Raw genomic sequence first — 25,824 nt, forward strand, 5'->3', positions numbered from 1 at the left:
TTCTCGCACCGGCAGGCGAGGCACTTTGTTTTCGCACAAAGTGCCCAAAGGCACCGCCCAGGCGTTACGCGACGTCCTTCCTTCTGGTCGCTTGCCGCTGACCGCTACACACGCGTGTCCCGACGCGTCTTCCGCTCTTTCGGCATCCCTGCCTCAAGCCAGCTCCCGCTCCCGTCAGTAAGGCGCTCCACTTAAATGGGCTCCAAGAGCGGGTGGCTTCGATTTCTAATCTAATCACTAACGCAGCTTACTCTACATCTAGCCATTTTTTTAAATCAACTACCCAATTTGGAATGTCATTTTCTTTGTCAATCTCAATGTACTTAAGAGCGAACTGATTTTTAATTCCCGTTAGAGAAAAGAATTCTTTTAGTTGCAATATTTCACTCTTTCTCAAATTTAAACCGATTCCAGATGGAAGAGAATGATCTACAATTTCATCAGCTAAAGGTAAGAAGTTTAATAACTCTGGGTTATATTTTTTAAATGACATAAGAGTTTTTAAAAATACTCTTGTATTTAGAGAGTCTTCTATTTCTGTTGGTGGATTAGTTAAGTCATCAGAAGACTTAATTAGTTCTGTCTTATTCGCCCTGTTTATTAATCTGACAATCTTGACTTTATCTTCTATTGGAAAGCTGGTGGCATACTGACTGCCTTTTTCATCTGTATCCAATAGTAAAAGGACTCTGCCTTTAATATCATCTCGGTCAGATTCTAATGCTAATTTTATATACTCATAGATTTTTTTTACCGTGGGAGATCCACCTACAGCAATTACGTTTACCTTGTCCGAAAAAAACTTGTCTAGATATATCTTATCTGAGGAACCTTCACATACGATCCATTTCATGGAATTATTACATGTAATAGATGATATTATTGATTGAACCAGATCATTAATACCTTTAACTTCTACTGAGTCAGGCATCATACCTTTAGTTTTTCTTTTTATCTCTTTTATCTGCTCTCTGTAATATCTAAGATCTAGTTGAAGAATATCATTGTCAGGATTTTGGGAAATATAATAAGCACTACCAAAGGAGACTACAGGCATGAAGCCATACCAATGAGTTGTCAATAATGTTTGAACGTCCTGCTTTGATATCGATTTCAGTTTCGAAAACTGCTCAAAGCATGATCCCGTATGTAAACTGATTTCCGGCTCATCGACAGCTAGGATAAATATTTTGTTATTTTTACTGTCATTTATCTTTAAAAAGGCTTCTGCTACATCTATTAGCGCTCTTCTTTTTTCTCCTGAACTCAAGTGAGAAACCGGAGTTAGCAATTCACTTTCACCAACTAAGCTTAATACTTTGTCTTCAAAGAATGCTTCAATTATCTTGCTGGTAACATGAGATTGATTAAAAAGGCTTTGTTTTTTTGCTGGTTTTTTGAATTTGTAGTTTTTAAGTGATTCAGCTAGTCGGTCAACAAATTCTTGTAGATCTTTGTTTATTCCAGAAATAAAGGAATCGTCCACGAACTCTTTTATTGTGCTGTCTAGACTTCTTCCAAGTAAGGATTGAAGAATCTTGCTTTCAATTTTTGAATACTCTTCATGCCTAATTTCTGAAGGTACATAAATATAGGAATATATATTTCTTACATAGCTATATAATTTTTGAATGGCATTTTCGAAAGAAAAATCCAAGTCAGAAAGTTCCTCCTCAAACCTCTCTCGGTAATCGCTAATCGATTCAAAAATGGACATTGCTGTGGTAAAGGTTATATTTTTATTTTCTTTCTTGACGCCTATTGGAATAAGAAAGTGACTTTCTGCATTGGAAAACTCACTAATGATTTTTCTATGCTCTGTGAATTTATCAGCTATGAGCCTCTGGCTTTGATTGAAGTCACCAGTTTCAACTTGCCATGTTATGTCACTGAATAACTCTAGAACTCGATAAATGTGGGAAGGCTTTTTTACTTTTGATTTCTCGATGAGAAGAATAAATGTCAGTAAAGGTTCTCGTTGATCCCAGCCTTTTTCTAGTGCCTCGTTGTTTATATCCAGTCTATCTAAGTCAGATTTGTTGAAAAATGTATCAGCGGCGGCCAGTATAGAACTCTTGCCAACGCCGTTTTCTCCAATGAATGATGAAAAGTTAGTTCCGTTGCTAATGGGGATATAATTTAAATTTTTATAAATTTTGAAGTTTCGTATTATAGCGCTGACAATCATTTTTAGTATCCATTAGCGAGTCTACTCCTGAATGAAGACATTGAAGCATTGATTGGTTGTTGTCAATTTGTTGCTTTAGTGTGCTTTCATTTTTATTCTTTAATCCAATAAATGGTTTTGGATAGGGTATGCATGGCGAATCGTTTGGCTTGGCGTTCTGCGAACCAACTGGTTAATGCTCTTCTGCCGTTAAGTGAAGCGCTGAGCCGCAGGGAGTGAAGGGGCAGCCGAGACAGGGATGTAGAGGCAGGTGAATACGTGCCGGGAGCGCGTATGAACCGGTGCACCGGGAACGACCAGAGGTGAAGATGAAGCGAAACATGGGCACTGGTTTTGCCTACTTTTGCCAAAACAAAAGTAGGGCGCCTGTCGGTGCGCGAACCGACGTATAAAGGAACTAACTGGTGAATAGTGGACGATAGAAAAACTAAGATGCCGGGGCGAGACCCGGCGTATAAATGCGCTCGATTGGTGCAGCGGATTTCATATTCAAGCTCAACGCCGTACGAAGCAGGCTCCGCTGCAAGCGTTTATTACAACCTATCCGTACACCCTCCGTACAAGATTGCCTTCGCTGTTGGTGATCTTTTATACTGCTCAGGTTGTACGGAATGGCTCCGTACGGGGAGGGTGTGATGGCGACGACGCGGTTGGATATCCGGCTGGACGAGGAAATTAAGGCCAAGGCGGAGAAGGCGACGGCTTTGTTGGGGCTGAAAAGTTTGACCGATTATGTGGTCAAGCTGATGGACGAAGATGCCTCTGAGGTGATTGCCCAGTACGAGAGCATGACGGTGGATAGCACCGTTTTTGACCGCTTTATGGCGGCTTGCGACAAGGCTGAGGCGCCGAACAAGGCGCTGCGTGGGGCGGCGGCTTTTACCAAGGACAGCGGCTTTTAAATGGCCTGGGCCAGGCACTTTGTCGAGCTGGATAAGGCCCTGCACGACAGGGCCAGCTTTGATTGCGGTGAGCCGGAGCTGAACCTCTTTTTGCGCCAGTTTGCCGCCAAACACATGCAGGCGCGGGTGAGCCGGACCATGGTGCTGCCCGCCCTTGAGCCGTTGCCCAATCAAAAACTCCCTGTTTGCGCCTTCTACGCCATAGCCCCGGGCGCCATTCGCCGCGACACCTTACCGGCGGCCCTTGCCAAAAAGCTCCCCCATTACCCGGTGCCGGTGTTCCTGCTGGCGCAGCTTGCCGTACACAAAGCCTTTCATGGCCAGGGGCTGGGTAAAGTCAGCCTGATCAAAGCCCTTGAGTACCTCTGGCAAATCAATGCCCATATGCCTGCTTATGCGGTGCTGGTGGATTGCCTGAACCCAGAGGCCCAGCGCTTTTATGCCAAGTACGGTTTTGAAGTGCTGTGCGAGGTCGAAGGCCGTACCCGCATGTTCCTGCCCATGAACACCCTGGCCCAGCTTTTTAGCCGCTAAGTGAAGGGCCTCCTTTTAGGAAATGGGAGCCTGCATCAGGCAGAGATAAATGGCAGCCATAACAAAGTAACCCGCCTGCCAGTGCGAAAGCCGGTACATAAAAAATGCTCTCTGTGGGACACCCACTTTTTGTTATTAACAAAATCAACTACTTAAACACCAGTACGATATTTTGAGCAATATGGCGCTCAGTTTTGGTTCTGTCCGTTTTTTTTGAGCGTGATATTGCTCAATGTGATTTTTCGGTTCCCAAAAGGGAAATCACCACCATTACTGTCTTTTGGCCTTTTGATGAAGGGTATTGGCTTTGTTTTCGTGTTACCCCCCTGTCTGACCCGGGCTTTGAAAGTGTTTAGGAAGTCCGGGGCGACTCAAAATGCCAGTGCCACAGGGTACTGCCACTTCAAAAGACACCAGCAGAGCGCAGCTTAAAAGCCCCTTAATCCCCCCTTCAGCTTCTCCCGTTACAACCTTGTAACCACTAAGGAGGAGCCACTATGACTGTTTCCGGTAAAGAGATGCTGGCCAAGGTGCCGGCCATCACCTTGGGCTTTTGGCTGATTAAGATTCTGGTGACCACCCTTGGGGAAACCGGGGGGGATGCGGTGTCTATGTCGCTCGGGCTGGGGTATCTCGCCAGTACCGGCATTTTTATCACCGTTTTTGTGGCGCTGGTGGCGCTGCAAATCAAGGCGGCGGGGTTTCGGCCCTTTTTGTATTGGGCCACCATCATTGCCTCTACCACCCTGGGCACCACCCTTGCCGACTTTGCCACCCGCTCTTTGGGCATAGGTTACAGCGGCGGCTCGGCGCTGCTGCTGAGCTTGCTGTTGCTGACCCTCTTTTGCTGGCAGCGCCTCTTGGGGCGCATTGATGTGGGCTCGGTACAAAGCCCAGGGGCCGAGGGCTTTTACTGGCTGACCATCACCTTTTCCCAAACCCTCGGCACCGCACTGGGGGATTGGACAGCCGACACCCAAGGCCTGGGGTATGTGGGCGGCGCGGCGATATTTGGCGGTGCTTTGCTGCTCTTGGCGGCGCTTTATTACGGCACAGCGATTTCTCGCACTGGGCTCTTTTGGGTGGCCTTTGTGCTGACCCGGCCGCTGGGCGCCGTGGTGGGGGATTTTCTCGACAAGCCCCTGGCCGAGGGGGGCCTGGCCATGAGCCGTTTCAGTGCCACTGCCACCCTGGCAGCGGCGGTGCTGCTGCTGATCATCACCTTGCCGCAGCGGCCGGCGGTCAAGGCCCACTAGCGCTCAGGCGGGCTCTTTGGCTGTCAGCCGGGGGCGGGCGAGGGCGGCAGTGCGCAGGTCATGGCTAGGAATGTGACGGTGGCAATAGTCGGTCAGCCCCTGGTGCAGCGCCTGGGCTATCTGGTTTTGAAAGGCGCTGGTACGCAGCCGCCGTTCTTCCCGCGGATTGGAAATAAAGGCGGTTTCCACCAGCACCGACGGAATATCCGGTGATTTGAGCACGGCGAAGGCGGCCCGTTCGATATCACGATGCAAGGCTTTTTCATGCTGGGCCAGGGTACCAATCAGCGCATCAGCGAGCTTGGCACTGGCGCTGAGGGTGCTGGTTTGTGACAGGTCCAGCAGCACTTTAGCCAGTACCTTATCTTTGGTTTTCAGAGAAATGCCGCCGATCAGATCGGCGCTGTTTTCCCGGTCGGCCAGGCGCCGGGCCATGACGCTGCTGGCCCCTTTTTCCGAAAGAATGTACACCGATGAGCCGGTTACCCGCCGGTCCTGGCAGGCGTCGGCATGCACCGACACAAACACATCGGCCTTATGGCGGTGGGCGATACGCACCCGCCCTTGCAGGGGAATAAAGGTGTCGCTGTTGCGGGTCATCACCGCGCGAAAGCCGGGGGTTTGGTCAATGCGGCGTTTGAGCTTGCGGGCAATGGCCAGCACCACGTTTTTTTCATGGGTGCCCCCCTTGCCGGTGGCGCCGGGATCTTTGCCGCCGTGGCCGGGATCGATCACCACGACGATGTCGCGGCGTTTTTCAGCGTCGGGGAGCCGCTGCGGGAAAGGTCTGTTGATGGTCAGCCGTAACCGCTCGCCGGCCGGGATCGCCTGGTAGTGGATGTCGGTATTAGCGCGGAATTCCAAAACCAGGCGCAGGGTCTGGGCGCCATGTTTGGCCCAGCGCACCGATTGGAAATAGCCGCTGTGGGTCAGGGCAGTGAGATCGGTAACATTCTCGGTCTGAGCGAGATCAATGACCAGCCGCGCCGGCTGGGCAAGGGTGAAAATACGATAGTGCGGCAACGGGTGCAGCGTAAGATCGAGCCGGATATGCTCTGGCGCCGCGCTCAGCTGTACCTGGGTCAGCCGGCTGGCACCGGCCCAGGCCAGGTTCGGTAGCAGGATACTGGCACCGACAGCAAGACTGTTGACAATAAAGCGGCGACGGCCGAAGGCGTAGGGCAAGGACATGGGGTGCTCTGCTTTGCATTTGTTATAAAGTAACAAGTGCGGGGGGGGTAAGGTCCAGTGCCGGCCATGGTCAACAAGTAAAAGCCCGGCGGTTGCCGGGCTTTTTGCTGCGGGAGTCTCAGAGCTGAAAGCGGCTTAGCATGCTGTCCAGCTCATGGGATAGCGCCTTGAGGTGGGTGCTGGCCTGGGCCAGCTCTGCGGCGGTAGCGGATGAAAGCTCGGTAAGCTGGTTGATGCCGTCGAGGTTCTGATTGATGTCTTGCACCACCACCGATTGCTCCTCGGTGGCGGTGGCCATCTGGATATTGCGGTCGCTGATGCTGCCAATCTCGTCGTTGATGCGCGACAGCGCCTGGGTGGCGGCTTCGGAGGCCTGCACCCCTTGGTCGGCAACGCTCAGGCTGGCTTGCATGGCCTGCACCGCCTGGCGGGCGCTTTGTTGCAGGCGGCTCACCATCTCTTGAATTTCGCTGGTGGCCTTGGCGGTGCTGGCCGCCAGCTGGCGCACTTCGTCGGCCACCACCGCAAAGCCCCGGCCATGTTCACCGGCGCGGGCCGCTTCGATAGCGGCGTTCAGGGCCAGCAGGTTGGTTTGGTCCGACACCGAATGAATGACATCCAAGATGGCGCCAATGCTGTCGGTTTGGCCGGCCAGGGTTTGCACATCGGTGCTGGCCTGGGCCATGTCGCTGGCCAGGCGGTTTATCACGCTGGTGGCCTGGCTCACCGTCTGGTGGCCACTACGGCAGGCGCTAAGCGAGCTGCTGGCTTCTTCCGAGGCGCGGGCGGCGTTACCGGCTATCTCGTGGATGGTGGCGCCCATTTGGTTCATGGCGGTGACCACCAGCAAGGATTGTTGATGTTGGTCCTGGCTGTGGTTTTGGGCCTGGCCGGCCCGGTCGGCCACCTGCTGGGCGGCGGCCTTTAGCTGGTTGCTGGTGTTGGCCACGGCGCTCATGGAGGCGTGAATTTTATCGATAAAGGCGTTAAAGCCTTCAGAGAGCTGCACCATTTCTTCGCTGCCCTGGGGGCTGATGCGCTGGGAAAGGTCGCCGCCGCTGGAGCCGAGATCCAAAAAGCGGGCCGCCAGGGCGCGGATGGGGCGGGTAATGCCGTTGGCAAGGAAAAAGCCCATCACGATAAAGGTCAGCGCCACTAGGGCGGTGACCAGCAAGATGGCCTGGGTGGTCGCGCTTAGCTCGGCAAAGACTTCGTCCTCCGGCACCACCGCCACCACAAACCAGTCCATGGACGGGATATAGCTGCTGGCTAAAAACACCGCCCGCCCGCCAAGCTCACTGGCCACCAGGTTAAAGGGTTTTTTTTGAAAAAGCGGCGCCATATCGCCACTGAAATACTGGCGAAGATCGGTGCCAATCTTTTGCTGGTCGCGGTGAATTTTAATATCGCCTTTGGGGCCAGCAAGAAAGACGTAGCCAGATTTTTCAATTTTAAATTGATTTAAAAAGGCCACCATTTCGTCAACCGGCTTACCCAGGCCCGATAGCAACTTCCCGTTTAGCTGCTGGTAATCGACAAAGAGTTTTACCTTGCCGCCGGCGTCTTGATAGAGGCTGACCAGCGTTGGGTTACCTGAAGCGACATAGCTGAAAAACCACGGGTCCTGCTGGGGCGTCAGCTGGCGCAAAAAGCCCTGCTGGTTCCAAAAGTAGGCGGTTTTGCGGTCAGACACCGAGGCGTCGGAGAGCCCGTATTGCTCGGCCAGGCGCTGCAACTGGGCCGTTATCTGCTGCTCGTCGCCGGGGCTTAGGTCGGTGCGGGTGGCGAGCTGTTGCAGCAACTGGTTGTTGGTCACCTGGCGGGCGGCGGCCAGCAGCCCTTTGACTTCGGCATCGATGCGCTGCTCGATGCTTTGCACCATCAGCGGCAGCTCGATATTCACCAGGCGGTGCTTAAGGGCTTTTTTACTTTGGCTAAGGGAAATTGCCCCCACCAGGGCGGTGGAGGCGATCACGGCAAAAGTGATGCCGGTAATGATTTTGTTTTTAATACTGAGGTTGCTGAGTTTCATTCCATGGTGCCAAAAGTTAAATCTGATTTAACAAAAGTGCTTTCTTTGTTTGGGCCGCTATTAAATAGAAAACGGGTTTCAAAATCATTAAGTTCAAGGGCCCTTTGCAAAAAGAAAATCGCTGGTGGCGAAAGGGGCAACGCCTTTGGCGAGCGCAATATCGCTGTCACAGAGCGGCGCCACACTGGGTGGGCCCTGGTTATAAAGAGGCCTTATGTTCCCGTTGCTCAAAGGGCGGTTTCGCCGCCACGCGCAAGGCAGCCGCGCCAAGGTGGTGATAAGCCTCAACAAAGCCAAGCCCATCGCCCGGGTAGACGAGCGCTACTTGTCGTTCTCCATTGATATTTCGGTGCTGGCCGGTGGCCAGTGGTGGGACGGCAGTGCCGGCAGCAAAAAGGGCCTGGGCACCGAGAAAACCACGCCCCTTAGCCTGAAAAAGGGCAAGCTCGACAAATTCACCCGTGCCCTGGCCCCGGCCTACCTGCGGGTGGGGGGCTCGGAAGCGGACAACATCCATTACTTTACCGCCCCCCAAGGCGAGAGCGGCTCCCTGGTGCTCACCCAGGGCATGTGGGACGACCTGCACCGCTTTTGCGCCCGTAACGATCTGGCGCTGGCCTTTACCTTTAAATACGGGCTTTTCAAGCGCCGCCTCCATGGCCGCTGGCAGGCCGATGAAGTCAGCAAGCTGCTGGCCTACAGCAGCGAGCGCGGCCAGCCCATTGCGGTGTGCGAGCTTGGCAACGAGCTTAATGCCTACTGGGCTTTTTATGGCCTGGGTTCCCAGCCCATGGCCTCGAAGCTGGCCGCCGACTACGACACCTTTATTCGCACCGTTCGTCATTTGAGCCCTCACAGCAAAGTGGCGGGGCCGGGCAGCGCCTTTTGGCCGCGCATTGGCGAGGCCATCAAGCCCATCACCAACATCACCCCAACCTTCCTGTCGGTGCTCAAAGAGCCCCTGGATATCGTTGACTGGCACTATTACCCCTTCCAAAGCCGCCGCTCGCCGGTGCGCACCCGCTCGGCCACCTTAAGCAACGTGATGTCGCCCCAGGCGTTGAAGGATTTTGATAAATACCTGGGTCAGCTCAAGGGCTGGCGCAACCTGCATCAGCCAAACGCCGCCCTCTGGACAGGGGAAACCGGCTCGGCCCAGTGCGGCGGCGAGGCGCGGCTGTCTGACCGTTTTGCATCGTCGTTCTGGTGGGCCGACCAACTGGGCCGGGGCGCCAGGGCAGGGCTGGCGGTGATGGTGCGCCAAAGCCTGGTGGGGGGCGACTACGGCCTTATCAACCGCCAAACCCTTAAACCCAACCCCGATTTTTGGGTGAGCTGGCTGTGGCAAAAGCTGATGGGCCGGGAGGTGTTTGAGGTGCAAAGCAGCGACGAGAGCGTGCTGGCCTACTGCCACAGCGCCCGCAAGGGCGGCAAATGCACCTTGCTGCTGATCAACATGGCTGCCACCGCCAAGGCGATAGAGTGCCGGGGCTTTGGCATGCAGAAAAAACGCTATGAGCTTACCGCCGATAAGCTCACCGACGATAAAGTGCGCATCAATGGCGTTAAGCCCAAATTCCAGGGCGGCAAGGTAAAACTCAAAGACTTCCCCAGCCTCGCGCGCCAGGAACTGCTTAAGCCCTACAGCATTAATTTTTGGTGCTTCCGGTTATAGTGGCAGCCGGTTTTTCACAAGGACGTTCTGACCATGGCAAGATCTGCCATCCCCAAGCCTCGGGTTGGCCCGCTGGGCTTTTATTGCTGCGGCGCCTTGCTTTGTCTGCTATTTCTGGCCACGAGCCTCGGGCTTGGCTGGTGGTTGGTTGCTGCTATCAGCCAAAGCCGAGCCTATCTGCAAAGCGGTTTAGCCCTTATTGTGCATCCCACCGATCTGGGCTCGTTCCCGGGGCTGGTGCTGTCGACCTTCAGCGTAGGGCTGTGGGGCGGCCAACTGTTGTGGTTGGGGCCCAAAAGCTACAGCGTGAAATCCCCAAATGCTGAGCGGTTAGAGCACGCCATGGCTTATGGCATGTTGGGTGGCTTGGCATTGACCTTGGCGGGGCTCTTTGCCGAGCCACTCCTTTGGCATGCCCTCGCCAAAGGTCAAGGCTACCGGCCTTGCCCGCCTTTTACCCTGCCGCTGATGCGCCTGCGCCGGGAGGTACTGGTCAAGGAGCAATGGCTTTGTACCGATCCTGCCATTGTCGCCATCGTTAGAGCCGGTAACGACGAGGAAGCCAAAGCCGTTGCCAGGAAACTGGCTCAATAACCCATGGCTGGGCGAAGCCGGGCCGCGCGGGGTATGCTGGCAGCCCCTTAACGGCTTGGAACCTGTTATGACCATCACTCGCATTAACCCCGGCCAACGTTGGTCCGACATTACTGTCTTTAACGGCATTGCCCATTTTGTGGAGGTGCCCGAGTGCGGCCAAGCTGACATCGACAGCCAAATGGCCGCCCTGTTTGCCCAGGCCGAAGCCAGTCTTGGCAAGATTGGCAGCGACAAAACCCGGCTGCTGTCGGTCACCATCTATCTCACCGATTTTGCCCTGGCCCCGGCCATGAACGCCGCCTGGGACGCCTGGTTTGAGCCAGGCACGGCGCCCAGCCGCGCCTGCGTTAAAGCCGAACTGGCTGACCCTCACTACCTCTTGGAAATGGCCTTTGTGGCCGCCGCTGGCAGCGCGTTTCAATAAGTCTCGCCCTCAGCCAGGTTCACCCTCCAGCCACACCGCAATACGCTCGCCGTAATCGGCGGGGGTTTTGCGTTTCACCCGGCGGGCGATGTCCAGCAGGGTCTGCTGGGCCAAGGCCTCTTCCATGCGCTGCTGGGCGCTTTGCATCACCGCATGCACCGAGCACACCCCGGCGCTGGCCCAGTCCGGGGCGCAGCCGCCGAAGATGGCGCAGTTCTCGCGGATATTGCGGCACTCGAAAATACTCTTGTTGCCGTCGATGGCCTTAACCACATCCAGTACCGAGATCTCGTCGGCCGGCCTTGCCAGCCGAAACCCGCCACGGGGGCCGGAGGTGCCTTCCAGCAGCCCGGCTTTGGCCAGGCGGGTAAAGACCTTGGCCAGCAGCTCCGCCGGCACGCCCTGCAATTCGGCCAGGGAACGGGCATTGGCCTCGCGGCTCTCGCCCTTGCTGTCGTCCACCAAAAACAGCAGGCAGTGCAGGCCGTATTCCACACCAGAACTGTACAGTGCCATGGTAATCTCCGAATTATTTATTCTGCGATTTAATGTGTCGCTAAAACCTATGATGCCAGCAAGCCTTCGCCCTGTACAGTCCTGGCCGGCAAGGCTTGGTTGGCGCTGAATAAGCTATTTTAGCTAAGGTTATGAGGGATAAGGCAAAGCCGGATCCTTGGCGACGATCGTACCAAAAAAGATCTTGATCCGTTAATTTACGATAACTATTATCGGAAATAAGCGAGGCGAGCGGCCATCACCAAACCGGTTGCATCCGCTTTGGCAACGCTGCCCTTAACCTTTTTGGAGTGACACCATGAAACAGCGCATTTTGATCATCGGCACCGGCTTTGGCGGTATGTGGAGCGCCCTAAGCGCCAGCCGCCTGCTGGATATGCACCAGCGCCAGGATGTGGAGGTAACAGTGCTGGCACCGCAAGCCGAGTTGCGGGTCCGGCCACGGTTTTACGAGCAAGAAGTGCATCGCATGGTGGCGCCCCTTGGCGAGCTGTTTGCCGCTGTCGGGGTGACCTTCATTAAGGGGATGGCAGAGCAGATAGACGTAGCCGCCAACACCGTGAGCTACCGAGACACCAGCGGCCAGGCGCAGCAGCTTGGCTACCACAAGCTGGTGCTGGCCACCGGCTCCAAGGTGGTGAAACCGGCCCTGGCAGGGATGGAACATGTGTTTGATGTTGACGCCCTGGAGCAGGCGGTGCGCCTTGAGCAGCACATCAAGGCCCTGGCCGAGCGCCCAGACAGTGCCGCCCGCAATACCGTGGTGGTGGCCGGTGGCGGCTTTACCGGTATCGAAACCGCCGCCGAGATGCCCGCGCGGCTGCGCGCCGCCTTGGGTGAAGGCACCAAGGTGCGGGTGGTGGTGGTCGATAAGGGCCTTGTCATCGGCGCTGCCCTCGGCGAAGGCCCTCGCGCCGCCATCGAAGAGGCCAGCCAAGCGCTGGCACTGGAATGGCAGCTTGGCCGCACCGTGGCCAGCGTCGACGACCAGGGCGTTACCCTGGATAACGGCGAGCGCATCGAGGCCAGCACCGTGGTGTGGACTGTCGGAGTACGCGCCGACGCCCTGACCGAGCAAATTCCTGCCGAGCGCGACGCCGCCGGCCGCCTCTTTGTGGACGATAACCTCAAGGTCATTGGCCTTGAGGACGTGTTTGCCACCGGCGATACCGCCAGCGCCCGCACCGACGAGGCCGGCAACCGCGCCTTGATGTCCTGCCAGCACGCCATCTCCCTTGGCCGCGCCAGTGGCAACAACGCAGCTGCCAGCCTGCTGGGGTTGGTGCCGCACCCTTATCGCCAGGAAATGTACGTGACCTGCCTGGATCTGGGCCCCTGGGGCGCCATGTATTCCGAGGGTTGGGAGCGGGAAGTGAAGATGGTCAAGGAAGAGGCCAAGGCGCTCAAAACCCAGATTAACAGCGTCTGGATCTACCCGCCGGCTGCCGAGCGCTCTGTTGCCCTTGCCGCCGCCGATCCGGCCATCCCGGTGGTGGCCTGAACAAAGCCCCGCTTGGCGGGGCTTTTTAGTAGCCGCTCTGCCGGGAAATTACCGGGCTGATATTTCCTTTAACGGCAAGCGGAGTATGCTACCGGCACGACTGCAGGAGGGGCCATGCACCGCATTGTGCTTGTAGAAGACGACCCGGACATCGGCCAGCTTATTGGTGGCTGGCTGGGTAAACATGACATGGACGTGCTGGTCGAGCCGAGGGGCGATATGGCCCTGGCGCGGGTGGCAGCGGAGCAGCCAGATTTGGTGCTGCTGGACATCATGCTGCCGGGGCTCGACGGCCTGTCGCTGTGCCGGGAGCTTCGCGGCCGCTTTGCCGGCCCCATCGTCATGCTCACCTCCCTGGACAGCGACATGAACCAGGTGCTGGCCCTGGAGCTGGGCGCCAACGACTACATCCTAAAGACGGCGCCGCCCAATGTGCTGCTGGCAAGATTGCGGGTGCAACTGCGCCAGGTTAAAGCCGCGCCAGCGCCTATCAGCCAGGGCAGCCGCCTGCAGCTTGGCACGCTGCTTATCGACCAGGCCACCCGCACCGTGCGCCTTGGCGGCCAGACGGTGGTGCTAACCACCACCGATTTTGACTTGTTATGGCAACTGGCCAGCCATGCCGGGCAGATCTTGAGCCGCGAGGCCTTGTTTCAGCAGGTTAAGGGCCGCGACTACGACGGCCTTGACCGCTCCATGGACGTGGCCATCTCCAGGCTCCGCCAAAAGCTTGGCGACAGCGCCGAGGCCCCCACCCGTATCAAAACCGTGCGCCAAAAAGGCTACCTCTTGGTGCCGGACGAGTGGAGCTGACCGGTGCGCCGCCTCTTTACCCAGTTTTACCTGTTGGTGTTTGCCTGCTTTTTGGCGGCGGCGCTGCTGATTGGTGGGGTGTATCAGTTCACCGCCGAGCGGGCCAGCAACCGCTATCTCGAAGGGCTGGTGCAGGACTTTTTGGACCGCTTTACCCAGCAGATGGCCGATGTGCCCGCCAGCCAGTGGCCGGGGCAGGTTGAGGATTTTGGCCGCCGCCTGCATCTTACACTGCGCACCGGCGCCCTTAGCGAGCAGCCCCTGGCCCCGGCGGATTTACGCTTTCTGAGCCAGGGCAACATCCTTATCGTCGAAGACGACGCCACCTTTCGCCAACGCATTCCCGGCACCGACCAGGTGCTCATTATCGGCCCGGTGCCCTATCTGCATTTTCAGCACGAATTGCACTGGTTGGTGCTGGGGCTGCTGATTTTGCTGGGCCTGTCCCTGGCCTTTCCCATCCTCTTGTGGATGCGCCCGCACTGGCGCGGCTTGCAGCGATTAGAAGCTGCCGCCAAGCGCCTTGGCCGGGGCGAACTGGATGCTCGGGCGGCGCTACCCAGCAAAAGCAGCCTGGCCACCCTGGGTGCCACCTTCGACCAGATGGCCAGCCAGCTGCAAAGCCTGATAGCCGGGCGCAAGCAACTGACCGACGCCATCGCCCATGAGCTGCGCACGCCGCTGGTGCGGCTGCGCTACCGCTTGGCCATGCAGGAGCCGCCCTTGGCCCCCAAGGCCCTGGCCGAGTTGGAGCGGGATCTCAATGCCTTTGAGTACCTGATTGACGAAATGCTGGTCTACAGCCGCCTTAACGAGCCCGAGCCGGCCCTTAATATCGGCGTCTTTGAGCTGGGCCAGTGGGCCGCCGAGCACCTTGCTGACTGGCAGGCCCAGGGCGCCGGGCGCACCCTGGAACTCACCGGCCCGCCTGCGCCCCTTTATTGGCAAGGGGATGGGCGGCTTTTGGAAAGGGCCATGGACAACCTGGTGGGCAACGCCCTTCGCCACTGCCGCCAGCAGGTGCATATTACGCTCGGCGAGGAAGACGGCCTGGCGGCGCTGAAAGTCACTGACGACGGCCCCGGCGTAGCTGCCGAGGCGGCAGCGCGCATCTTCGAGCCCTTTGTGCGCCTCGATGAAAGCCGCAACCGGCGCACCGGCGGTATCGGCCTTGGCCTTGCCATAGTGCGCAGCATTGCCCATTTGCATGGCGGTGACGTGCGCCTCGAAGGCCCCGGCCCCGGTGCCTGCTTTGCCTTGTTACTGCCTGTACATTCGGTAACAAAGCGTCACCAGGGCGCTACAGAGTTGCCGTAACGGTCACACCTACAATGGCGGCGTTGGAGCAAAACGGCTCCTGGTTGATAACGAGGTCACTCATGAAAAAACTGCTTCCCCTGGCCATTGCCGCAGCCTTTGCCTTCAACACCGCCGCTGTTATGGCTGCCCCTGCCGACGCTCCGGTGAAAACCGAAGCTGCCCAGACTCAAAAAGCGGCCAGCGACAAGGCGGCCAGCAAAACCGAGAAGAAAACCAACCACACCAAGCCCAAGGTCAAAAAGGTGAAAAAGGCCCATCACAAGAAAAAAGCCGCCACCCAAAAAACCGCCAAGAAAAAAGCGGAAAAGACCAGCGAGCAGGACAAGGCCAAGGCCTCCTGAGAAAAGCCCCGCAGCCGCGGGGCTTTTTTTGTACCGGCGGCGGTGTTACTACTGCCTTTGCCAATAAGCAGAGGTGGCTATGACAAGTTGGTCGGCAAGGGCGAGGGAGATTGAATCCTTCAAGGTGATGGATCTGCTGAAAAGGGCCAAGGCCCTGGATAGCGAAGGCCATGACGTGGTGCACATGGAAGCGGGAGAGCCGGATTTCCAGGTGGCCTTGCCGGTGCGCCGCGCCGCCCACGCCGCCCTTGACGCGGGTTTTACCCAGTACACCCCGGCGGCCGGGATCCCCGAGCTTCGGGCGCGCATTGCCAGGTTTTATCAAGAGCGTTATGGGCTGGACATCGCCCCTGAGCGGGTGGTGGTGACCAGCGGTGCCTCGGCGGCATTGATGATGACCTTCGCCCTGCTGGCAGAGCCCGGCCAGGGTTTTATGATGGCCGATCCGGGTTATCCCTGTAACCGCCAGTTCCTGCGCTTTATCGAAGCCCATTCCCAATTGGTGCCAACCGGCGCTGGCGAACGCTATCAGCTCAATAGCGAGCTGGTGCGCCGCCACTGGCAAGATAATACCGCCGGGGTGCTGGTGGCATCCCCTGCCAACCCCACCGGCTCGGTGCTCCATAAAAACGAGCTGCTGGCCTTGAGCGGCGCGGTGAAAGAGCTGGGGGGCCATCTGGTGGTAGACGAGCTTTACCACGGCCTTACCTATGGCTTTGATGCCCCCTCGGTGCTGCAAGTAGACGACAGCGCCTTTGTCATCAACAGCTTTTCTAAATACTTTGGCATGACAGGTTGGCGCCTTGGCTGGCTGGTGGCGCCCGAGGCGGCAGTACCTGAGCTGGAGCGGATGGCCCAGAATCTCTACATCTCGCCGGCGACCTTGTCTCAGCACGCGGCGCTGGCGGCCTTTGAGCCAGAAAGCCTGGCTATCTTCGAGGAGCGGCGCCAAGCCTTTGCGGCGCGCCGGGACCGCCTGGTGGAGGGGCTTCGGGAGCTTGGCTTTGATGTGCCGCTGCTGCCAGAAGGCGCCTTTTATGTGTACGCCGACGCTTCTCATCTGACCGACGACAGCTTCAGCTTTTGCTGGCAGCTTCTTGAAGAGCTGCATATTGCCGCCACCCCTGGCCTTGATTTTGGCCGCCATCAGGCCAGCCGCTTTATTCGCTTTTCGTACACCACCGGCCTTGAGCGCATCGAGCTGGCCCTGGCCCGCATGGCGGGGTTTATCGCCCGGCGCTAAGGCTTGCCACCAGGGCGTTTAGCTCATCCTCTTTTAAATAGATCGGCACCGCGTACAGCCAGTGGGCCTCGTGCTGGGCCTGGCGGCTGATGGCCTCGATGTCGCGCGCTTGAAGCTCTGCGACCCCCTGGCTGATGCCAAGGCCGGTTATAAGCGCCGTTACCTGCTGGCAAAAGGCGTCGGCCAGGGCTTGGTCGTTGTCGCCGGGCAGTGCCAACTGGCGGGCAAGGGCGGCCAGGCGCCCGGGAATACGCTCGTTATAAAGGGCCAATACTTGGGGCAGCACCTTGGCGTTGGCAAGGCCGTGGGGCAGGTGATAGTAGGCCCCCAACTGATGGGCAATGGCATGCACATAGCCCACCCCCGCCTTGGTAAAGGCAAGGCCGGCGTAGCAGGCGGCGATGGCCATGGCGCTTCTGGCCTCAAGGTTGTTGCCGTCGCGATAGGCCACTGGGAGCTGGGTGAAAATCAGGCCCATGGCGGCACGGGCCAGGCGGTCGGTCTCGCGGTTGGCGTTATTGGACAGCAGCGCCTCGATGGCGTGGGTCAGGGCATCAATGCCGGTAGCGGCGGTCACCGCCGGCGGCAGGCCGGTCATCAAGGTTGGGTCCAGGGCCACGGCGCTTGGCAACAGGCAAGGGTCTATCACCGGCTTTTTCTGGTGGCTTTGGCTGTGGGTGATAACGGCGGCAAAGGTTACCTCCGAGCCGGTGCCAGCGGTGGTGGGCACGGCATAAAGGGCCAAGCCCCGGCGGCGAAGGCGAAGCAGCCCCGGCGCTTTATCAAGGGGCAGGTTGCGGGGCGCCAGGGCGGCAATCAGCTTGGCGGCATCAATGGCCGAGCCGCCGCCAAACCCCAGCACCGCCTCGGCGCCATGGTGCCTGGCCGCCTCGATGCCGGCCTGGATTTGCTGATCGGTGGGGTCTGGAGTCAGCTCGTAAAATACCGCCGCCTCTACCCCAAGTTCTGCGAGGGTGGCCAGTATCTTTTCTGCCAGCCCCAGCCTGAAAAGGGCCTGGTCTGTTACCAACAGCAGTTTTTTCACCCCTTGCTGGGCGAGGGTGGTGGCGAGCTGCTGGCTGCTGCCGGGGCCGCAAAACAGCAATGGCGGTGTGGTGGGGATAAGGTAGCCGGCCAGTTTTTGGCCGAACATCAGGGAGCGAAAAAAGGCGGTTTGCAGCTGGAACATCCGTATCCCCAGGTCAGTGGTGTGGCTCTATCCTGCCTGACCTTGGGGCATTTCCCAAGGCGTTAACCTTGCAGCTGTGGCTCGGGCTGCTGGCCGGCGCTGTGGGCTTGCCAGGCTTCAAGCCCCCCTTGCAGCGCCCAGCAATGTTCGACCCCATGGGCCTGGAGCTTCTCAGCGAGAATGGCGGCCGATAGCTCTTTGGGGCAGGCGCAGTAAATCACCACGTCTTGGCCGGGGTGGGCAAGCTGGCCCAGCAGCTCCTCGATGGGAGCCTCCAGTGACACCGCCAGGGCGCCGGGAATACCCTCTTCCATGGTGGGAGTAATGGAGCGGACATCCAGCACCAGCGGGCTCTGGCCACTGTGGTGGCGATCGGCCAGCTCTTGAACCGTAATGCGGGGCACCTTGGCGGTGCGGCGTACCAGTAGGCGCCGCTTCACAAATTTAAAGCCGATAAAGAGCGCCAGCGCCCCCAGCACCACCGCAAAGCCGATGCTGCCGTATTGGCTGAGCCAGGCCAGTACGTCGCCGACGGTGTCGCTAAATACCAAGCCGATAAAAAGGCCGGTGCCGGCCCAAATCAGGGCGCCCATGCCGGTATAGGCCCAAAACACCAGCCAGGAGGTGCGGTGCATACCGGCCATGGCGGTAAAGAGCGCGCCGGCGCCGGGCAGAAAGCGGGACACCAGCAGCGCCTTGGGGCCAGTGCTGGCATAGACATTAAGGCCGGAGCGAATGCAGGTGTCTTGAGACAACGACAGCTTACAGATGGTGCGCAGCAACTTGCTGCCATGGCGGCGCCCGGCAAGGTTCCAGACACTGTCGGCAATGACGCAGGCCAGCACCGCCAGGGCTAAGGCTTCTGGCAGGCTGATAAGCCCTTGCATGGCCAGGGCGCCAACCAGGATCAGCAGCGGAAAGGCAGGAATAGGCAGCCCCAGCTGCTCCAGCAGGACATTGAGAAAGACCAGTAACAGGCCTTGTTGTTCAAGCAGTTGCTGTAATTCGCGCATGGGGTCTCCGTAACCTGCGGCATTATAAGAGGAGCGCCTGGCGGCAGGTTACCTCGGCTAAACGAACACCTTAATCGCCTTTAGCACAAGATGAAATACCCGGGCCAGAGGCCCGGGTAGCGGCTTTAGTCTTGAGAGCTGGCCCAGTAAAACTCGGTTACTAGGCTGTGGCGCTCGCCCGGGGCCAGGGTCACGGCGTCGGCTTGGATATTGGCCGCCTCCAGGCACACCATGGTTTTAAAGCCGTCGTCCGGGAACTGGCCCAGGGTCTTGGCCTTTTCGACCCAGGGGTTCCACAGCACCAGGCTGTGGCTGCCTTCGCGGGCCACCGCTATCAGCCCCTCGCCGGTGTCGATGTGCTGAAGGGGTTTATCCACGCTGTACATGCGGTCCACTTCCTGGCGGATAACGGCCGGGCCTTGTTGCTCGAAGGGGCCTTCGTCAAATTCAAAATAATGGCTGCCGGCCAGGCCGCGCACCGACACCTGGTTGATGTCCGGTACCGCAAAGTAGCTGTGTAGCGCCTGGGTGAAGGTAAAGGGGGTGGTGCCGGTGTTATCGGTGCTGAGTACCAGCCGCGCCCTTTTACCCAGCACCAGCACCATGGTCAGCTCGCTGGCATGGGGCCAGTAAGTCTCGGGTACGGCGCCGGCGGGCAGGGCCAGCTCAATCACAATTTCTCCCTCTTGGTCTTCCACGTCCACCAACTGCCATTCGCTGGTGCGGGCATAACCGTGGGCCGGGGCTTCGGCGGCCGGCTTGTTGTTGCCAAACCAGGGCCAGCACACCGGCACCCCGCCACGAATGGCGCGGCCACGGGCAAAGTCTTCAAGGGGTGAGAGCCACAATAACGGTTTGAGCCCTTTGGGCTGAAAATGCACCAACTGGGCCCCTTGCAAAAACACCCTCGCCTGGCAAAGGGCGGAGTCGATGTCCAGGTAGGCCAGGTCGCTTGGGGTGCGTCCCAGGGTAACGGAAGGGGGTAAGCTCATTGCGGCTTCCTTGCAAAAGTCGAGTCCCATTGTGCTAAGCCTTGGCGCCTATCACAAGCCCCCAGGCGGCACTGGCCGGACAACGCTGACGACGTTAAAAAAATCTGTTAGCGTCCAGTGACTTGCCTTAGTTTGCGGAGTCTTGATGGCAACCGACCGCGCGTTATCCCGTAGTGATGTCAAGGTGCTGACCTTATCGGCCCTTGGCGGGGCGCTGGAGTTTTACGACTTCATCATCTTTGTGTTCTTTGCCAAGGCCATCGGCCAGCTGTTTTTCCCGCCGGACATGCCCGAGTGGCTGCGCCAGCTCCAAACCTTTGGCATCTTTGCTGCCGGTTACCTGGCCCGGCCCTTGGGCGGCATCATCATGGCCCACTTTGGCGACCTGCTGGGCCGCAAGAAGATGTTCACCTTGTCCATCTTTTTGATGTCGGTGCCCACCTTGTTGATTGGCCTGCTACCCACCTACCAGAGCTGGGGCTACGGCGCCGCCATTGCCCTGGTACTGATGCGCATGTTGCAAGGGGCGGCGGTGGGCGGCGAGGTGCCGGGGGCCTGGGTCTTTGTGTCTGAGCACGTCAAAAAACACCATGTGGGCCTTGCCTGCGGCAGTCTCTCGGCGGGGCTGGTGGGGGGCATTTTGCTGGGCTCCTTGATGAGCGTTTTTATCAACAGCCACCTGGCCGACGTGCTGCTGGACTGGGGCTGGCGGGTGCCTTTTATTGTCGGTGGCCTGTTTGGGCTGCTGGCGGTTTACCTGCGCCAGTACCTCCATGAGACACCGGTGTTTGCCGAGATGCAGCGCCGCCGCACCCTGGCCGCCGAGATGCCGGTCAAGGTATTGCTGAAAAACCACAAGCGCAGCATCCTGCTGGCCATGGCCGTTACCTGGATCCTCACCGGGGCCGTGGTGGTAGTGGTACTGATGACCCCAACCCTAATCCAGGCCCAGGCCGGAATAAGCGCCGTGGCGGCCTTTGAAGCCAATGCCCTTGCCACCTTTGCGGTGATGGTCGGGGCGGTGCTGAGCGGCGCCTTGAGTGACCGCTTTGGCCGGGGCCGGGTGCTGGCTTTTTGGAGCCTGTTGCTGGTGGCAAGTTACGGGCTGATGATGTGGCTGCTGCCCACCCATCCCCAGTGGCTGCGGGAGCTTTACCTGCTGGCGGGGCTGGGGGTGGGAATAACCGGGGTCATCCCGGCCATTGCCGTTACTGCCTTTCCGGCTGAAGTGCGCTTTACCGGCTTGTCGTTCTCCTACAACCTGGCTTACGCCATCTTCGGCGGCTTTACCCCGATACTGGTGTCCTTGCTGGTGGCCTGGCACCCCTTGGCGCCGGTGGGCTATCTGGCGGCGTTGGCGGTGCTGGGAATAGTGGTAGGGTTAAAGTTTTCTCAAAGGTAACCTATATAGTAAGTAGGCGGCGCCCGCCTTGTGTTGGAGGTGTTCGATGAAAGTAGCCCAAGCCATGACCACCCGTGTGGTGCACGTTTACATGGATACCTCGCTCAAGGAGATTGGCGATATCTTCGCCCAGCGCCCTTTCTTTCACCTGCCGGTGCTGGACGAAGACAACCGCTTTGCCGGTTTTGTGTCTCTGGTGGATTACCAGGCCAGCACCACGCCTTTTCTGAACACCCCCGCCGAGCGCAATGTGGACCGGGAACTGCTGAAAAAGCCCGCCCACCAGGTGATGACCCGCCAGGTCCCCACCCTGACGCCGGAGCAAGATCTCGTCTCTGCCGCCAAATTGCTGCTGGAAAACCACTACAGCTGCCTGCCGGTGGTGGACGGCGATGGCCAGTTGCTGGGAGTACTTTCTTGGAAGGATGTGATGCGTATCGGTATTGCCCAGGCCGAGCGCCTGCCGGCCGACAGCTTCCTTTAAGCCAGCGCCGGTTCGCCCAGCAGCGGCTCGACCCGGTTGCGGCCCTGGTGTTTGGCGCCATAAAGGGCCTTGTCGGCCCGGCCGGTAAGCTGAGACAGCGACTCGTCCCGGTCCTGGCGCTGGGCCACCCCAAACGACGCCGTTACCTGCAGCGCCTCGCCGCTGGCGCCGGTCAGCTGGGTGCCAGCAATGGCTTGGCGCAATGCATCGGCGAGTTTCACCGCCTGCTCCTGGGTGGTGGCGGGCAAAAATAAGACAAACTCTTCACCGCCAAAGCGGCCAAAAATATCCCCTTTTCGAATGCGCCCTTGCACCAGGGCGGCCAGCTTTTTCAGTACCTCATCGCCCACGCCGTGGCCGTGACTGTCGTTCACGGTTTTAAAGTGGTCGATGTCCATCATCACGCAAGACAGGGCGCCGCCATGGCGGTGCTGGTAGGCGAGGGCCTGTTCGGCCTGGGCCAGGGTGGCACGCCGGTTGTTGATGCCGGTCAGCGAATCGAGGTTGGCCAGGGTTTTAAAGCGCTGCTGTGTGTAGTCGGCGCAGATCATGAAAAACCCCACTGTCAGCAGCGGCGGCGCCAAAATCAGCACAAAGGTGGTGGTTTTGATGATGGCCGAGAAGTCCGGCAGCACCTTATAGCCAAAATCGTGGCTCGACCAGGCCGCCAAGAGCCGCACCAGGCTCACCAGTATCAAGGAGGCCAGGGTCAGGGTCATGAAGATCACATGGGGGGAGTGGTTGGTTTTCCAGGCGCCAATGCAGTGCAGCAGCGCCAGCACCCATACCACCAGGGTCAGGCCCGCCAGCAGCAGGATGCGGTAGCTTGAATCGCCGCGGATGATTTCAAAGTAATACAGGCCAAGGGTGCTGAGCACGATGGAGAGCGCCTTTATCAGCAGGTAGCGGCGCTGGCCAAAGAGACTGGCCAGGGCCAGGGCATAGGCGCCGTAGGCTATGGCCAACAGGAAGTTGGCCAGCACCAGGGTCCAGCTCAAGGGCAAACTGAGGCGGGAGGAGAACAGCCCGTAGGCGATACCCATTACCAGGTTGGCCAGGGCCCACAGCCGCATTTGTTGGCGGTGGGCTTCGTCCCGGGTAAAGCTTGCCGCCAGCATCCACAGGCCCATCAGGATCAGCAAAACGGCCAGTGAAAACAGCGACGTGATGAGGTCTATCTGCATATCACCTAAGCCGCGTGCTTATCTTATTGTTACTTCAATATAAATGGCCTTGAGAATTCTGCCCCCTTATATACCTAAGGTCAGGTTCACCGGCGCCGGGGGAGTGTGATAATCACATTGTCGATAGGGTTAATCGGGTAGTTGCAGTTGATAACTATTATCAATAAAGGCTACTCTGCGCCTATTCCCGTACTTGGAGTCAACCATGGACCAGCTCATGCCAGAAGGTGCTCTTAGCCCAGCCAAAAGAAGGCTGCGCATGTCCATGCTTGGGCCTGCCTTTATCGCCGCCATTGGCTATATCGACCCCGGTAACTTTGCCACCAATATCCAGGCCGGCGCCCAGTTTGGCTACAGCCTGCTGTGGGTGGTGGTGTGGGCCAACCTGATGGCGATGCTTATTCAGTGGCTGTCGGCAAAGCTTGGGGTAGTGACAGGTAAAAACCTTGCCGAGCACCTGCGCGATACCTTGCCCAACAAGGGCTTTGTGTGGTTTTACTGGGTACAGGCCGAGATCATTGCCATGGCCACCGACTTGGCCGAATTCGTGGGGGCGGCCATCGGCTTTAAGCTGCTGCTGGGTATCAGCTTGATGGAAGGGGCGCTTTTGACCGGCGCCGTGACCTGGGCACTGCTGATGGTCCGTGGCCAGCCGATGCTGGAAAAGGTTATCGGCGGCTTGCTGCTGGCGGTGGCGGCGGCCTTTATCATCGAGCTTTTCATCTCCAAACCGGCGGCTGGCCCTCTGCTCAAAGGGGCGCTGATCCCCGGCCTTAAAAACGACGAAGCCCTGTACCTGGCGGCCGGTATCCTTGGCGCTACCGTTATGCCCCATGTCATTTACCTGCACTCGGCGCTAACCCAGCGCCGCTACAGCCATGTCGACCCGGCCAGCAGTCTCAAGGCCACCCGCTGGGATGTAGCGGTGGCCATGGTGGTGGCAGGCTTTGTGAACTTGGCCATGGTGGCGGTGGCGGCAGCGACTTTCCACTTTAGCGGCCACCAGGGCATTGCCGAGATTGAGCAGGCCCACACCATGCTTGAGCCCTTGCTGGGGGACGCGGCGGCCACCATTTTTGCCCTTAGCCTTATCGCTGCCGGTTTGTCTTCCACCGTGGTGGGCACCATGGCCGGGCAGGTGGTGATGCAAGGCTTTATGCATTTCACCATTCCCCTGTGGCTGCGCCGTTTTATCACCATGTTGCCAGCGCTGGCGGTGATAGCCCTGGGCTGGGACCCAACCCGCATCCTTATTGCCAGCCAGGTGGTGCTGAGTTTCGGTATTGCCCTGGCCCTGGTGCCGCTGCTGCGCTTTACCAACAACAAGGCGCTGATGGGCCAATGGGTCAACCGGCCGCTAACCCAGGTGGTGGGCTGGCTTTGTGTGGCGGTGGTGCTGAGCCTCAATGGCTACCTGCTCACCAGCCTCTAACGAAAAACGCCCTGCAATGCAGGGCGTTTTGTTATTGGTTGAGGTTGGGGGTGTTGAGATCCCGCTCGCCCACTGGTGGCGGCGTCCACTGATAGAGCCAAGTCTCGCTCAGGGCCTTGTTGCCCTTTTTCAGGTAAAGACGCATATCGATAGGGGCGGTGCTGTCGTCCGGCACCACATCAAAGCGGGCCCGGTATCCTTTGTGGCCAGCGATGGGCCGCACCGACACCAGCTCAACCTTGCCCCGTGACACGCTGACATCGGCCTTGATTTCCGAGGGCGCGTTCAGCGGCATCATGTTGAAGATGTCCCCTTCAAAATCCACCACGAAGCGGTGGCTGTAATGGTCGCGCTTCTGGCCTACCACGCCGCCAATACCGGTGCGGGTTTCTTTAACATGGGCCAGGTGCGGGGTTTGCGGCATCCGCTCGCCCCAGTACATGTTGTAGCTGTACAGCAGCTCCTGGCCGGGTTTGACCGGCTGGGCCGGCTGCCAGAACGCCACGATGTTGTCGAAGGTCTCGTCGATGGTGGGGATCTCGGTCAAATCGACGGTGCCCTTGCCCCAGTTGCCCACCGGCTCAATCCAGAGGCTGGGGCGTTTTTCATAAAAGACCCCGTCGTCTTGGTAATGGTCGAAGTTGCGGTCACGCTGCAACAGGCCAAAGCCTTTGGGGTTGTCGTCGGTAAAGGTGTTGAAGTGCAGGCTGGCCGGGTTGGTCAAAGGCCGCCACACCCACTCGCCGTTGCCGCGCCACATGGACAGGCCATCGGAGTCGTGGATCTCGGGGCGCCAGTCCCAGCCGGCGCGGTGATCGTTCTCACCCACCTGGAACATGCTGGTGAGCGGCGCTATGCCCAGGCGCTCAATCTCGGCGCGCGGGTAGATGGCGGCGTCCACATGCATCACCAGCGGCTCGCCGGGGGTGATGGTGAAGTGGTAGGCGCCGGACACGCTCTTTGAGTCCATCAGCGCATAGACCTCGGCGGTGTCGTCACTGCCTTGGGGGCGCACCAGGTAAAAGCGGGTGAAGGTGGGGAATTCTTCCGGGCGGGGCAGGGCAGTATCTACCGCCAGGCCGCGGGCCGAGAGGCCGTACTGCATGCTTGAGCCCACCGCCCTAAAATAGCTGGCCCCCAAAAAGGAGATAACGTCCCGCTGCCAATCGGTGAGGCTGTGGAGACGAAACCCGGCAAAGCCGAGGTTTTTAGGGAGCTTGGCGTGGTCGAGGCCGGATTTACCGTAATCGAAAAAGTGCTTGTCGTAGTTGATGGCGCGGGCTTCGCCGTCCACCACCTCATAAAGCTGTACCGGGGTTTTGGCGTACATGCCAAGGTGGAAAAACTCGGCCCGAAAATGGCTGGGCAGTTTGCTCCAAAGGGCCTGGTCGTGCTTGAAGACAATGGACTGATGCTGGTCCCAGTTAAGGTCGGCCACCGCCTTGGGCAGCTTGTCTGCCGGTGGCTGATAGGGGTGGTCAGCCAGGCTACGGGCCTCTCCCTTGAGGGCAGCGAAGCTGAACGGGTCGGCCAGGGCCGCCTGGCTTGCGAGCAGGGCCAGGCCGACGGAAAGGGCAGTCATTGTCTTCATGAGT

At 58.4% G+C, this 25,824-nt stretch carries 23 protein-coding genes; 14 read left to right on the forward strand and 9 right to left on the reverse strand.

Features of this window, described 5'->3' with window-relative positions; all coding sequences use genetic code 11:
* Positions 1 to 247: 247 nt before the first annotated feature.
* On the reverse strand, positions 248 to 2,188 hold the full coding sequence (locus AC22G1_RS05230) for an AAA family ATPase (protein ID WP_487315830.1): 1,941 nt from the start codon (positions 2,186 to 2,188) through the stop codon (positions 248 to 250).
* A 635-nt stretch (positions 2,189 to 2,823) separates the two neighbouring features.
* Between AC22G1_RS05230 and AC22G1_RS05235 the strand changes: the two genes are divergently transcribed.
* The 3 genes from AC22G1_RS05235 (at position 2,824) to AC22G1_RS05245 (ending at position 4,880) form a co-directional block, all read left to right on the forward strand.
* Positions 2,824 to 3,090, forward strand: coding sequence for a type II toxin-antitoxin system TacA family antitoxin (locus AC22G1_RS05235; RefSeq protein WP_487315831.1), 267 nt, complete (start codon positions 2,824 to 2,826; stop codon positions 3,088 to 3,090).
* Positions 3,091 to 3,624: a GNAT family N-acetyltransferase gene (locus AC22G1_RS05240; RefSeq protein ID WP_487315832.1), complete on the forward strand. Its 534-nt coding sequence runs from the start codon at positions 3,091 to 3,093 to the stop codon at positions 3,622 to 3,624. It begins immediately after the preceding gene.
* 497 nt (positions 3,625 to 4,121) lie between these two features.
* Positions 4,122 to 4,880: a COG4705 family protein gene (locus tag AC22G1_RS05245; RefSeq protein ID WP_487315833.1), complete on the forward strand. Its 759-nt coding sequence runs from the start codon at positions 4,122 to 4,124 to the stop codon at positions 4,878 to 4,880.
* Between the two features lie 3 nt (positions 4,881 to 4,883).
* Here the strand turns inward: AC22G1_RS05245 and AC22G1_RS05250 are convergent, their stop codons facing one another.
* Positions 4,884 to 6,071 carry an N-acetylmuramoyl-L-alanine amidase gene (locus tag AC22G1_RS05250; RefSeq protein WP_487315834.1) on the reverse strand — a complete coding sequence of 396 codons (1,188 nt, stop codon included), beginning with the start codon at positions 6,069 to 6,071 and terminating at the stop codon, positions 4,884 to 4,886.
* 118 nt (positions 6,072 to 6,189) lie between these two features.
* Positions 6,190 to 8,103, reverse strand: coding sequence for a methyl-accepting chemotaxis protein (locus AC22G1_RS05255; RefSeq protein WP_487315835.1), 1,914 nt, complete (start codon positions 8,101 to 8,103; stop codon positions 6,190 to 6,192).
* A 214-nt stretch (positions 8,104 to 8,317) separates the two neighbouring features.
* On the opposite strand from AC22G1_RS05255, the gene AC22G1_RS05260 reads away from it, so the two are divergent.
* From AC22G1_RS05260 to AC22G1_RS05270, 3 genes are all read left to right on the forward strand, one after another.
* Positions 8,318 to 9,778 (forward strand): glycosyl hydrolase family 79 N-terminal domain-containing protein, encoded by a 1,461-nt coding sequence (locus AC22G1_RS05260; protein ID WP_487315836.1) that lies wholly within the window; start codon positions 8,318 to 8,320, stop codon positions 9,776 to 9,778.
* Positions 9,779 to 9,811: 33 nt separating this feature from the next.
* Positions 9,812 to 10,372, forward strand: coding sequence for a hypothetical protein (locus tag AC22G1_RS05265; protein WP_487315837.1), 561 nt, complete (start codon positions 9,812 to 9,814; stop codon positions 10,370 to 10,372).
* A gap of 67 nt (positions 10,373 to 10,439) precedes the next feature.
* Positions 10,440 to 10,799 carry a RidA family protein gene (locus AC22G1_RS05270; protein WP_487315838.1) on the forward strand — a complete coding sequence of 120 codons (360 nt, stop codon included), beginning with the start codon at positions 10,440 to 10,442 and terminating at the stop codon, positions 10,797 to 10,799.
* Positions 10,800 to 10,808: 9 nt separating this feature from the next.
* Here AC22G1_RS05270 and AC22G1_RS05275 read toward each other — a convergent pair whose 3' ends face one another.
* On the reverse strand, positions 10,809 to 11,315 hold the full coding sequence (locus tag AC22G1_RS05275) for an RrF2 family transcriptional regulator (RefSeq protein WP_487315839.1): 507 nt from the start codon (positions 11,313 to 11,315) through the stop codon (positions 10,809 to 10,811).
* Between the two features lie 298 nt (positions 11,316 to 11,613).
* On the opposite strand from AC22G1_RS05275, the gene AC22G1_RS05280 reads away from it, so the two are divergent.
* The 5 genes from AC22G1_RS05280 to AC22G1_RS05300 all read left to right on the forward strand — a co-directional run bounded on the left by AC22G1_RS05280 (position 11,614) and on the right by AC22G1_RS05300 (position 16,533).
* Complete coding sequence (locus AC22G1_RS05280; RefSeq protein ID WP_487315840.1) at positions 11,614 to 12,816, forward strand: NAD(P)/FAD-dependent oxidoreductase; 1,203 nt, start codon at positions 11,614 to 11,616, stop codon at positions 12,814 to 12,816.
* 114 nt (positions 12,817 to 12,930) lie between these two features.
* The gene (gene rstA, locus AC22G1_RS05285; RefSeq protein WP_487315841.1) at positions 12,931 to 13,629 is read left to right on the forward strand and encodes a two-component system response regulator RstA; all 699 of its coding nucleotides are present in this window, start codon (positions 12,931 to 12,933) and stop codon (positions 13,627 to 13,629) included.
* 3 nt (positions 13,630 to 13,632) lie between these two features.
* Positions 13,633 to 14,946, forward strand: coding sequence for a two-component system sensor histidine kinase RstB (gene rstB, locus AC22G1_RS05290; protein ID WP_487315842.1), 1,314 nt, complete (start codon positions 13,633 to 13,635; stop codon positions 14,944 to 14,946).
* 62 nt (positions 14,947 to 15,008) lie between these two features.
* The gene (locus AC22G1_RS05295) at positions 15,009 to 15,290 is read left to right on the forward strand and encodes an acid resistance repetitive basic protein Asr (protein ID WP_487315843.1); all 282 of its coding nucleotides are present in this window, start codon (positions 15,009 to 15,011) and stop codon (positions 15,288 to 15,290) included.
* Positions 15,291 to 15,369: 79 nt separating this feature from the next.
* Positions 15,370 to 16,533 carry a pyridoxal phosphate-dependent aminotransferase gene (locus tag AC22G1_RS05300; protein ID WP_487315844.1) on the forward strand — a complete coding sequence of 388 codons (1,164 nt, stop codon included), beginning with the start codon at positions 15,370 to 15,372 and terminating at the stop codon, positions 16,531 to 16,533.
* Here the strand turns inward: AC22G1_RS05300 and AC22G1_RS05305 are convergent.
* The 3 genes from AC22G1_RS05305 to AC22G1_RS05315 form a co-directional block, all read right to left on the reverse strand.
* On the reverse strand, positions 16,517 to 17,722 hold the full coding sequence (locus AC22G1_RS05305; protein ID WP_487315845.1) for an iron-containing alcohol dehydrogenase: 1,206 nt from the start codon (positions 17,720 to 17,722) through the stop codon (positions 16,517 to 16,519). The genes AC22G1_RS05300 and AC22G1_RS05305 overlap by 17 nt on opposite strands.
* 62 nt (positions 17,723 to 17,784) lie before the next feature.
* A complete protein-coding gene (locus tag AC22G1_RS05310) occupies positions 17,785 to 18,735 on the reverse strand; it encodes a VTT domain-containing protein (protein WP_487315846.1) in 951 nt (316 codons plus the stop codon).
* 125 nt (positions 18,736 to 18,860) lie between these two features.
* On the reverse strand, positions 18,861 to 19,727 hold the full coding sequence (locus AC22G1_RS05315; protein ID WP_487315847.1) for a D-hexose-6-phosphate mutarotase: 867 nt from the start codon (positions 19,725 to 19,727) through the stop codon (positions 18,861 to 18,863).
* A gap of 145 nt (positions 19,728 to 19,872) precedes the next feature.
* Between AC22G1_RS05315 and AC22G1_RS05320 the strand changes: the two genes are divergently transcribed.
* Positions 19,873 to 21,129 carry an MFS transporter gene (locus tag AC22G1_RS05320; protein WP_487315848.1) on the forward strand — a complete coding sequence of 419 codons (1,257 nt, stop codon included), beginning with the start codon at positions 19,873 to 19,875 and terminating at the stop codon, positions 21,127 to 21,129.
* Positions 21,130 to 21,175: 46 nt separating this feature from the next.
* Positions 21,176 to 21,613, forward strand: coding sequence for a CBS domain-containing protein (locus tag AC22G1_RS05325; protein ID WP_487315849.1), 438 nt, complete (start codon positions 21,176 to 21,178; stop codon positions 21,611 to 21,613).
* Here AC22G1_RS05325 and AC22G1_RS05330 read toward each other — a convergent pair.
* Positions 21,610 to 22,797: a GGDEF domain-containing protein gene (locus AC22G1_RS05330; protein WP_487315850.1), complete on the reverse strand. Its 1,188-nt coding sequence runs from the start codon at positions 22,795 to 22,797 to the stop codon at positions 21,610 to 21,612. The genes AC22G1_RS05325 and AC22G1_RS05330 overlap by 4 nt on opposite strands.
* A gap of 205 nt (positions 22,798 to 23,002) precedes the next feature.
* Between AC22G1_RS05330 and AC22G1_RS05335 the strand changes: the two genes are divergently transcribed.
* Positions 23,003 to 24,229, forward strand: a complete 1,227-nt coding sequence (locus AC22G1_RS05335; protein WP_487315851.1) for an Nramp family divalent metal transporter — start codon at positions 23,003 to 23,005, stop codon at positions 24,227 to 24,229.
* A gap of 31 nt (positions 24,230 to 24,260) precedes the next feature.
* On the opposite strand, the gene AC22G1_RS05340 is transcribed toward AC22G1_RS05335, so the two are convergent.
* Positions 24,261 to 25,820, reverse strand: coding sequence for an OpgD/OpgG family glucan biosynthesis protein (locus tag AC22G1_RS05340; protein ID WP_487315852.1), 1,560 nt, complete (start codon positions 25,818 to 25,820; stop codon positions 24,261 to 24,263).
* Between the last annotated feature and the right edge of the window lie 4 nt (positions 25,821 to 25,824).

The organism is Gallaecimonas zhanjiangensis (assembly GCF_057624825.1).

Excerpts from the sequence above, each read along its gene's own strand:
- AC22G1_RS05230 (WP_487315830.1), bottom strand. The coding sequence starts at position 2,188 with ATGATTGTCAGCGCTATAATACGAAACTTCAAAATTTATAAAAATTTA.
- AC22G1_RS05235 (WP_487315831.1), top strand. The coding sequence starts at position 2,824 with ATGGCGACGACGCGGTTGGATATCCGGCTGGACGAGGAAATTAAGGCC.
- AC22G1_RS05240 (WP_487315832.1), top strand. The coding sequence starts at position 3,091 with ATGGCCTGGGCCAGGCACTTTGTCGAGCTGGATAAGGCCCTGCACGAC.
- AC22G1_RS05245 (WP_487315833.1), top strand. The coding sequence starts at position 4,122 with ATGACTGTTTCCGGTAAAGAGATGCTGGCCAAGGTGCCGGCCATCACC.
- AC22G1_RS05250 (WP_487315834.1), bottom strand. The coding sequence starts at position 6,071 with ATGTCCTTGCCCTACGCCTTCGGCCGTCGCCGCTTTATTGTCAACAGT.
- AC22G1_RS05255 (WP_487315835.1), bottom strand. The coding sequence starts at position 8,103 with ATGAAACTCAGCAACCTCAGTATTAAAAACAAAATCATTACCGGCATC.
- AC22G1_RS05260 (WP_487315836.1), top strand. The coding sequence starts at position 8,318 with ATGTTCCCGTTGCTCAAAGGGCGGTTTCGCCGCCACGCGCAAGGCAGC.
- AC22G1_RS05265 (WP_487315837.1), top strand. The coding sequence starts at position 9,812 with ATGGCAAGATCTGCCATCCCCAAGCCTCGGGTTGGCCCGCTGGGCTTT.
- AC22G1_RS05270 (WP_487315838.1), top strand. The coding sequence starts at position 10,440 with ATGACCATCACTCGCATTAACCCCGGCCAACGTTGGTCCGACATTACT.
- AC22G1_RS05275 (WP_487315839.1), bottom strand. The coding sequence starts at position 11,315 with ATGGCACTGTACAGTTCTGGTGTGGAATACGGCCTGCACTGCCTGCTG.
- AC22G1_RS05280 (WP_487315840.1), top strand. The coding sequence starts at position 11,614 with ATGAAACAGCGCATTTTGATCATCGGCACCGGCTTTGGCGGTATGTGG.
- rstA (WP_487315841.1), top strand. The coding sequence starts at position 12,931 with ATGCACCGCATTGTGCTTGTAGAAGACGACCCGGACATCGGCCAGCTT.
- AC22G1_RS05295 (WP_487315843.1), top strand. The coding sequence starts at position 15,009 with ATGAAAAAACTGCTTCCCCTGGCCATTGCCGCAGCCTTTGCCTTCAAC.
- AC22G1_RS05300 (WP_487315844.1), top strand. The coding sequence starts at position 15,370 with ATGACAAGTTGGTCGGCAAGGGCGAGGGAGATTGAATCCTTCAAGGTG.
- AC22G1_RS05305 (WP_487315845.1), bottom strand. The coding sequence starts at position 17,722 with ATGTTCCAGCTGCAAACCGCCTTTTTTCGCTCCCTGATGTTCGGCCAA.
- AC22G1_RS05310 (WP_487315846.1), bottom strand. The coding sequence starts at position 18,735 with ATGCGCGAATTACAGCAACTGCTTGAACAACAAGGCCTGTTACTGGTC.
- AC22G1_RS05315 (WP_487315847.1), bottom strand. The coding sequence starts at position 19,727 with ATGAGCTTACCCCCTTCCGTTACCCTGGGACGCACCCCAAGCGACCTG.
- AC22G1_RS05320 (WP_487315848.1), top strand. The coding sequence starts at position 19,873 with ATGGCAACCGACCGCGCGTTATCCCGTAGTGATGTCAAGGTGCTGACC.
- AC22G1_RS05325 (WP_487315849.1), top strand. The coding sequence starts at position 21,176 with ATGAAAGTAGCCCAAGCCATGACCACCCGTGTGGTGCACGTTTACATG.
- AC22G1_RS05330 (WP_487315850.1), bottom strand. The coding sequence starts at position 22,797 with ATGCAGATAGACCTCATCACGTCGCTGTTTTCACTGGCCGTTTTGCTG.
- AC22G1_RS05335 (WP_487315851.1), top strand. The coding sequence starts at position 23,003 with ATGGACCAGCTCATGCCAGAAGGTGCTCTTAGCCCAGCCAAAAGAAGG.
- AC22G1_RS05340 (WP_487315852.1), bottom strand. The coding sequence starts at position 25,820 with ATGAAGACAATGACTGCCCTTTCCGTCGGCCTGGCCCTGCTCGCAAGC.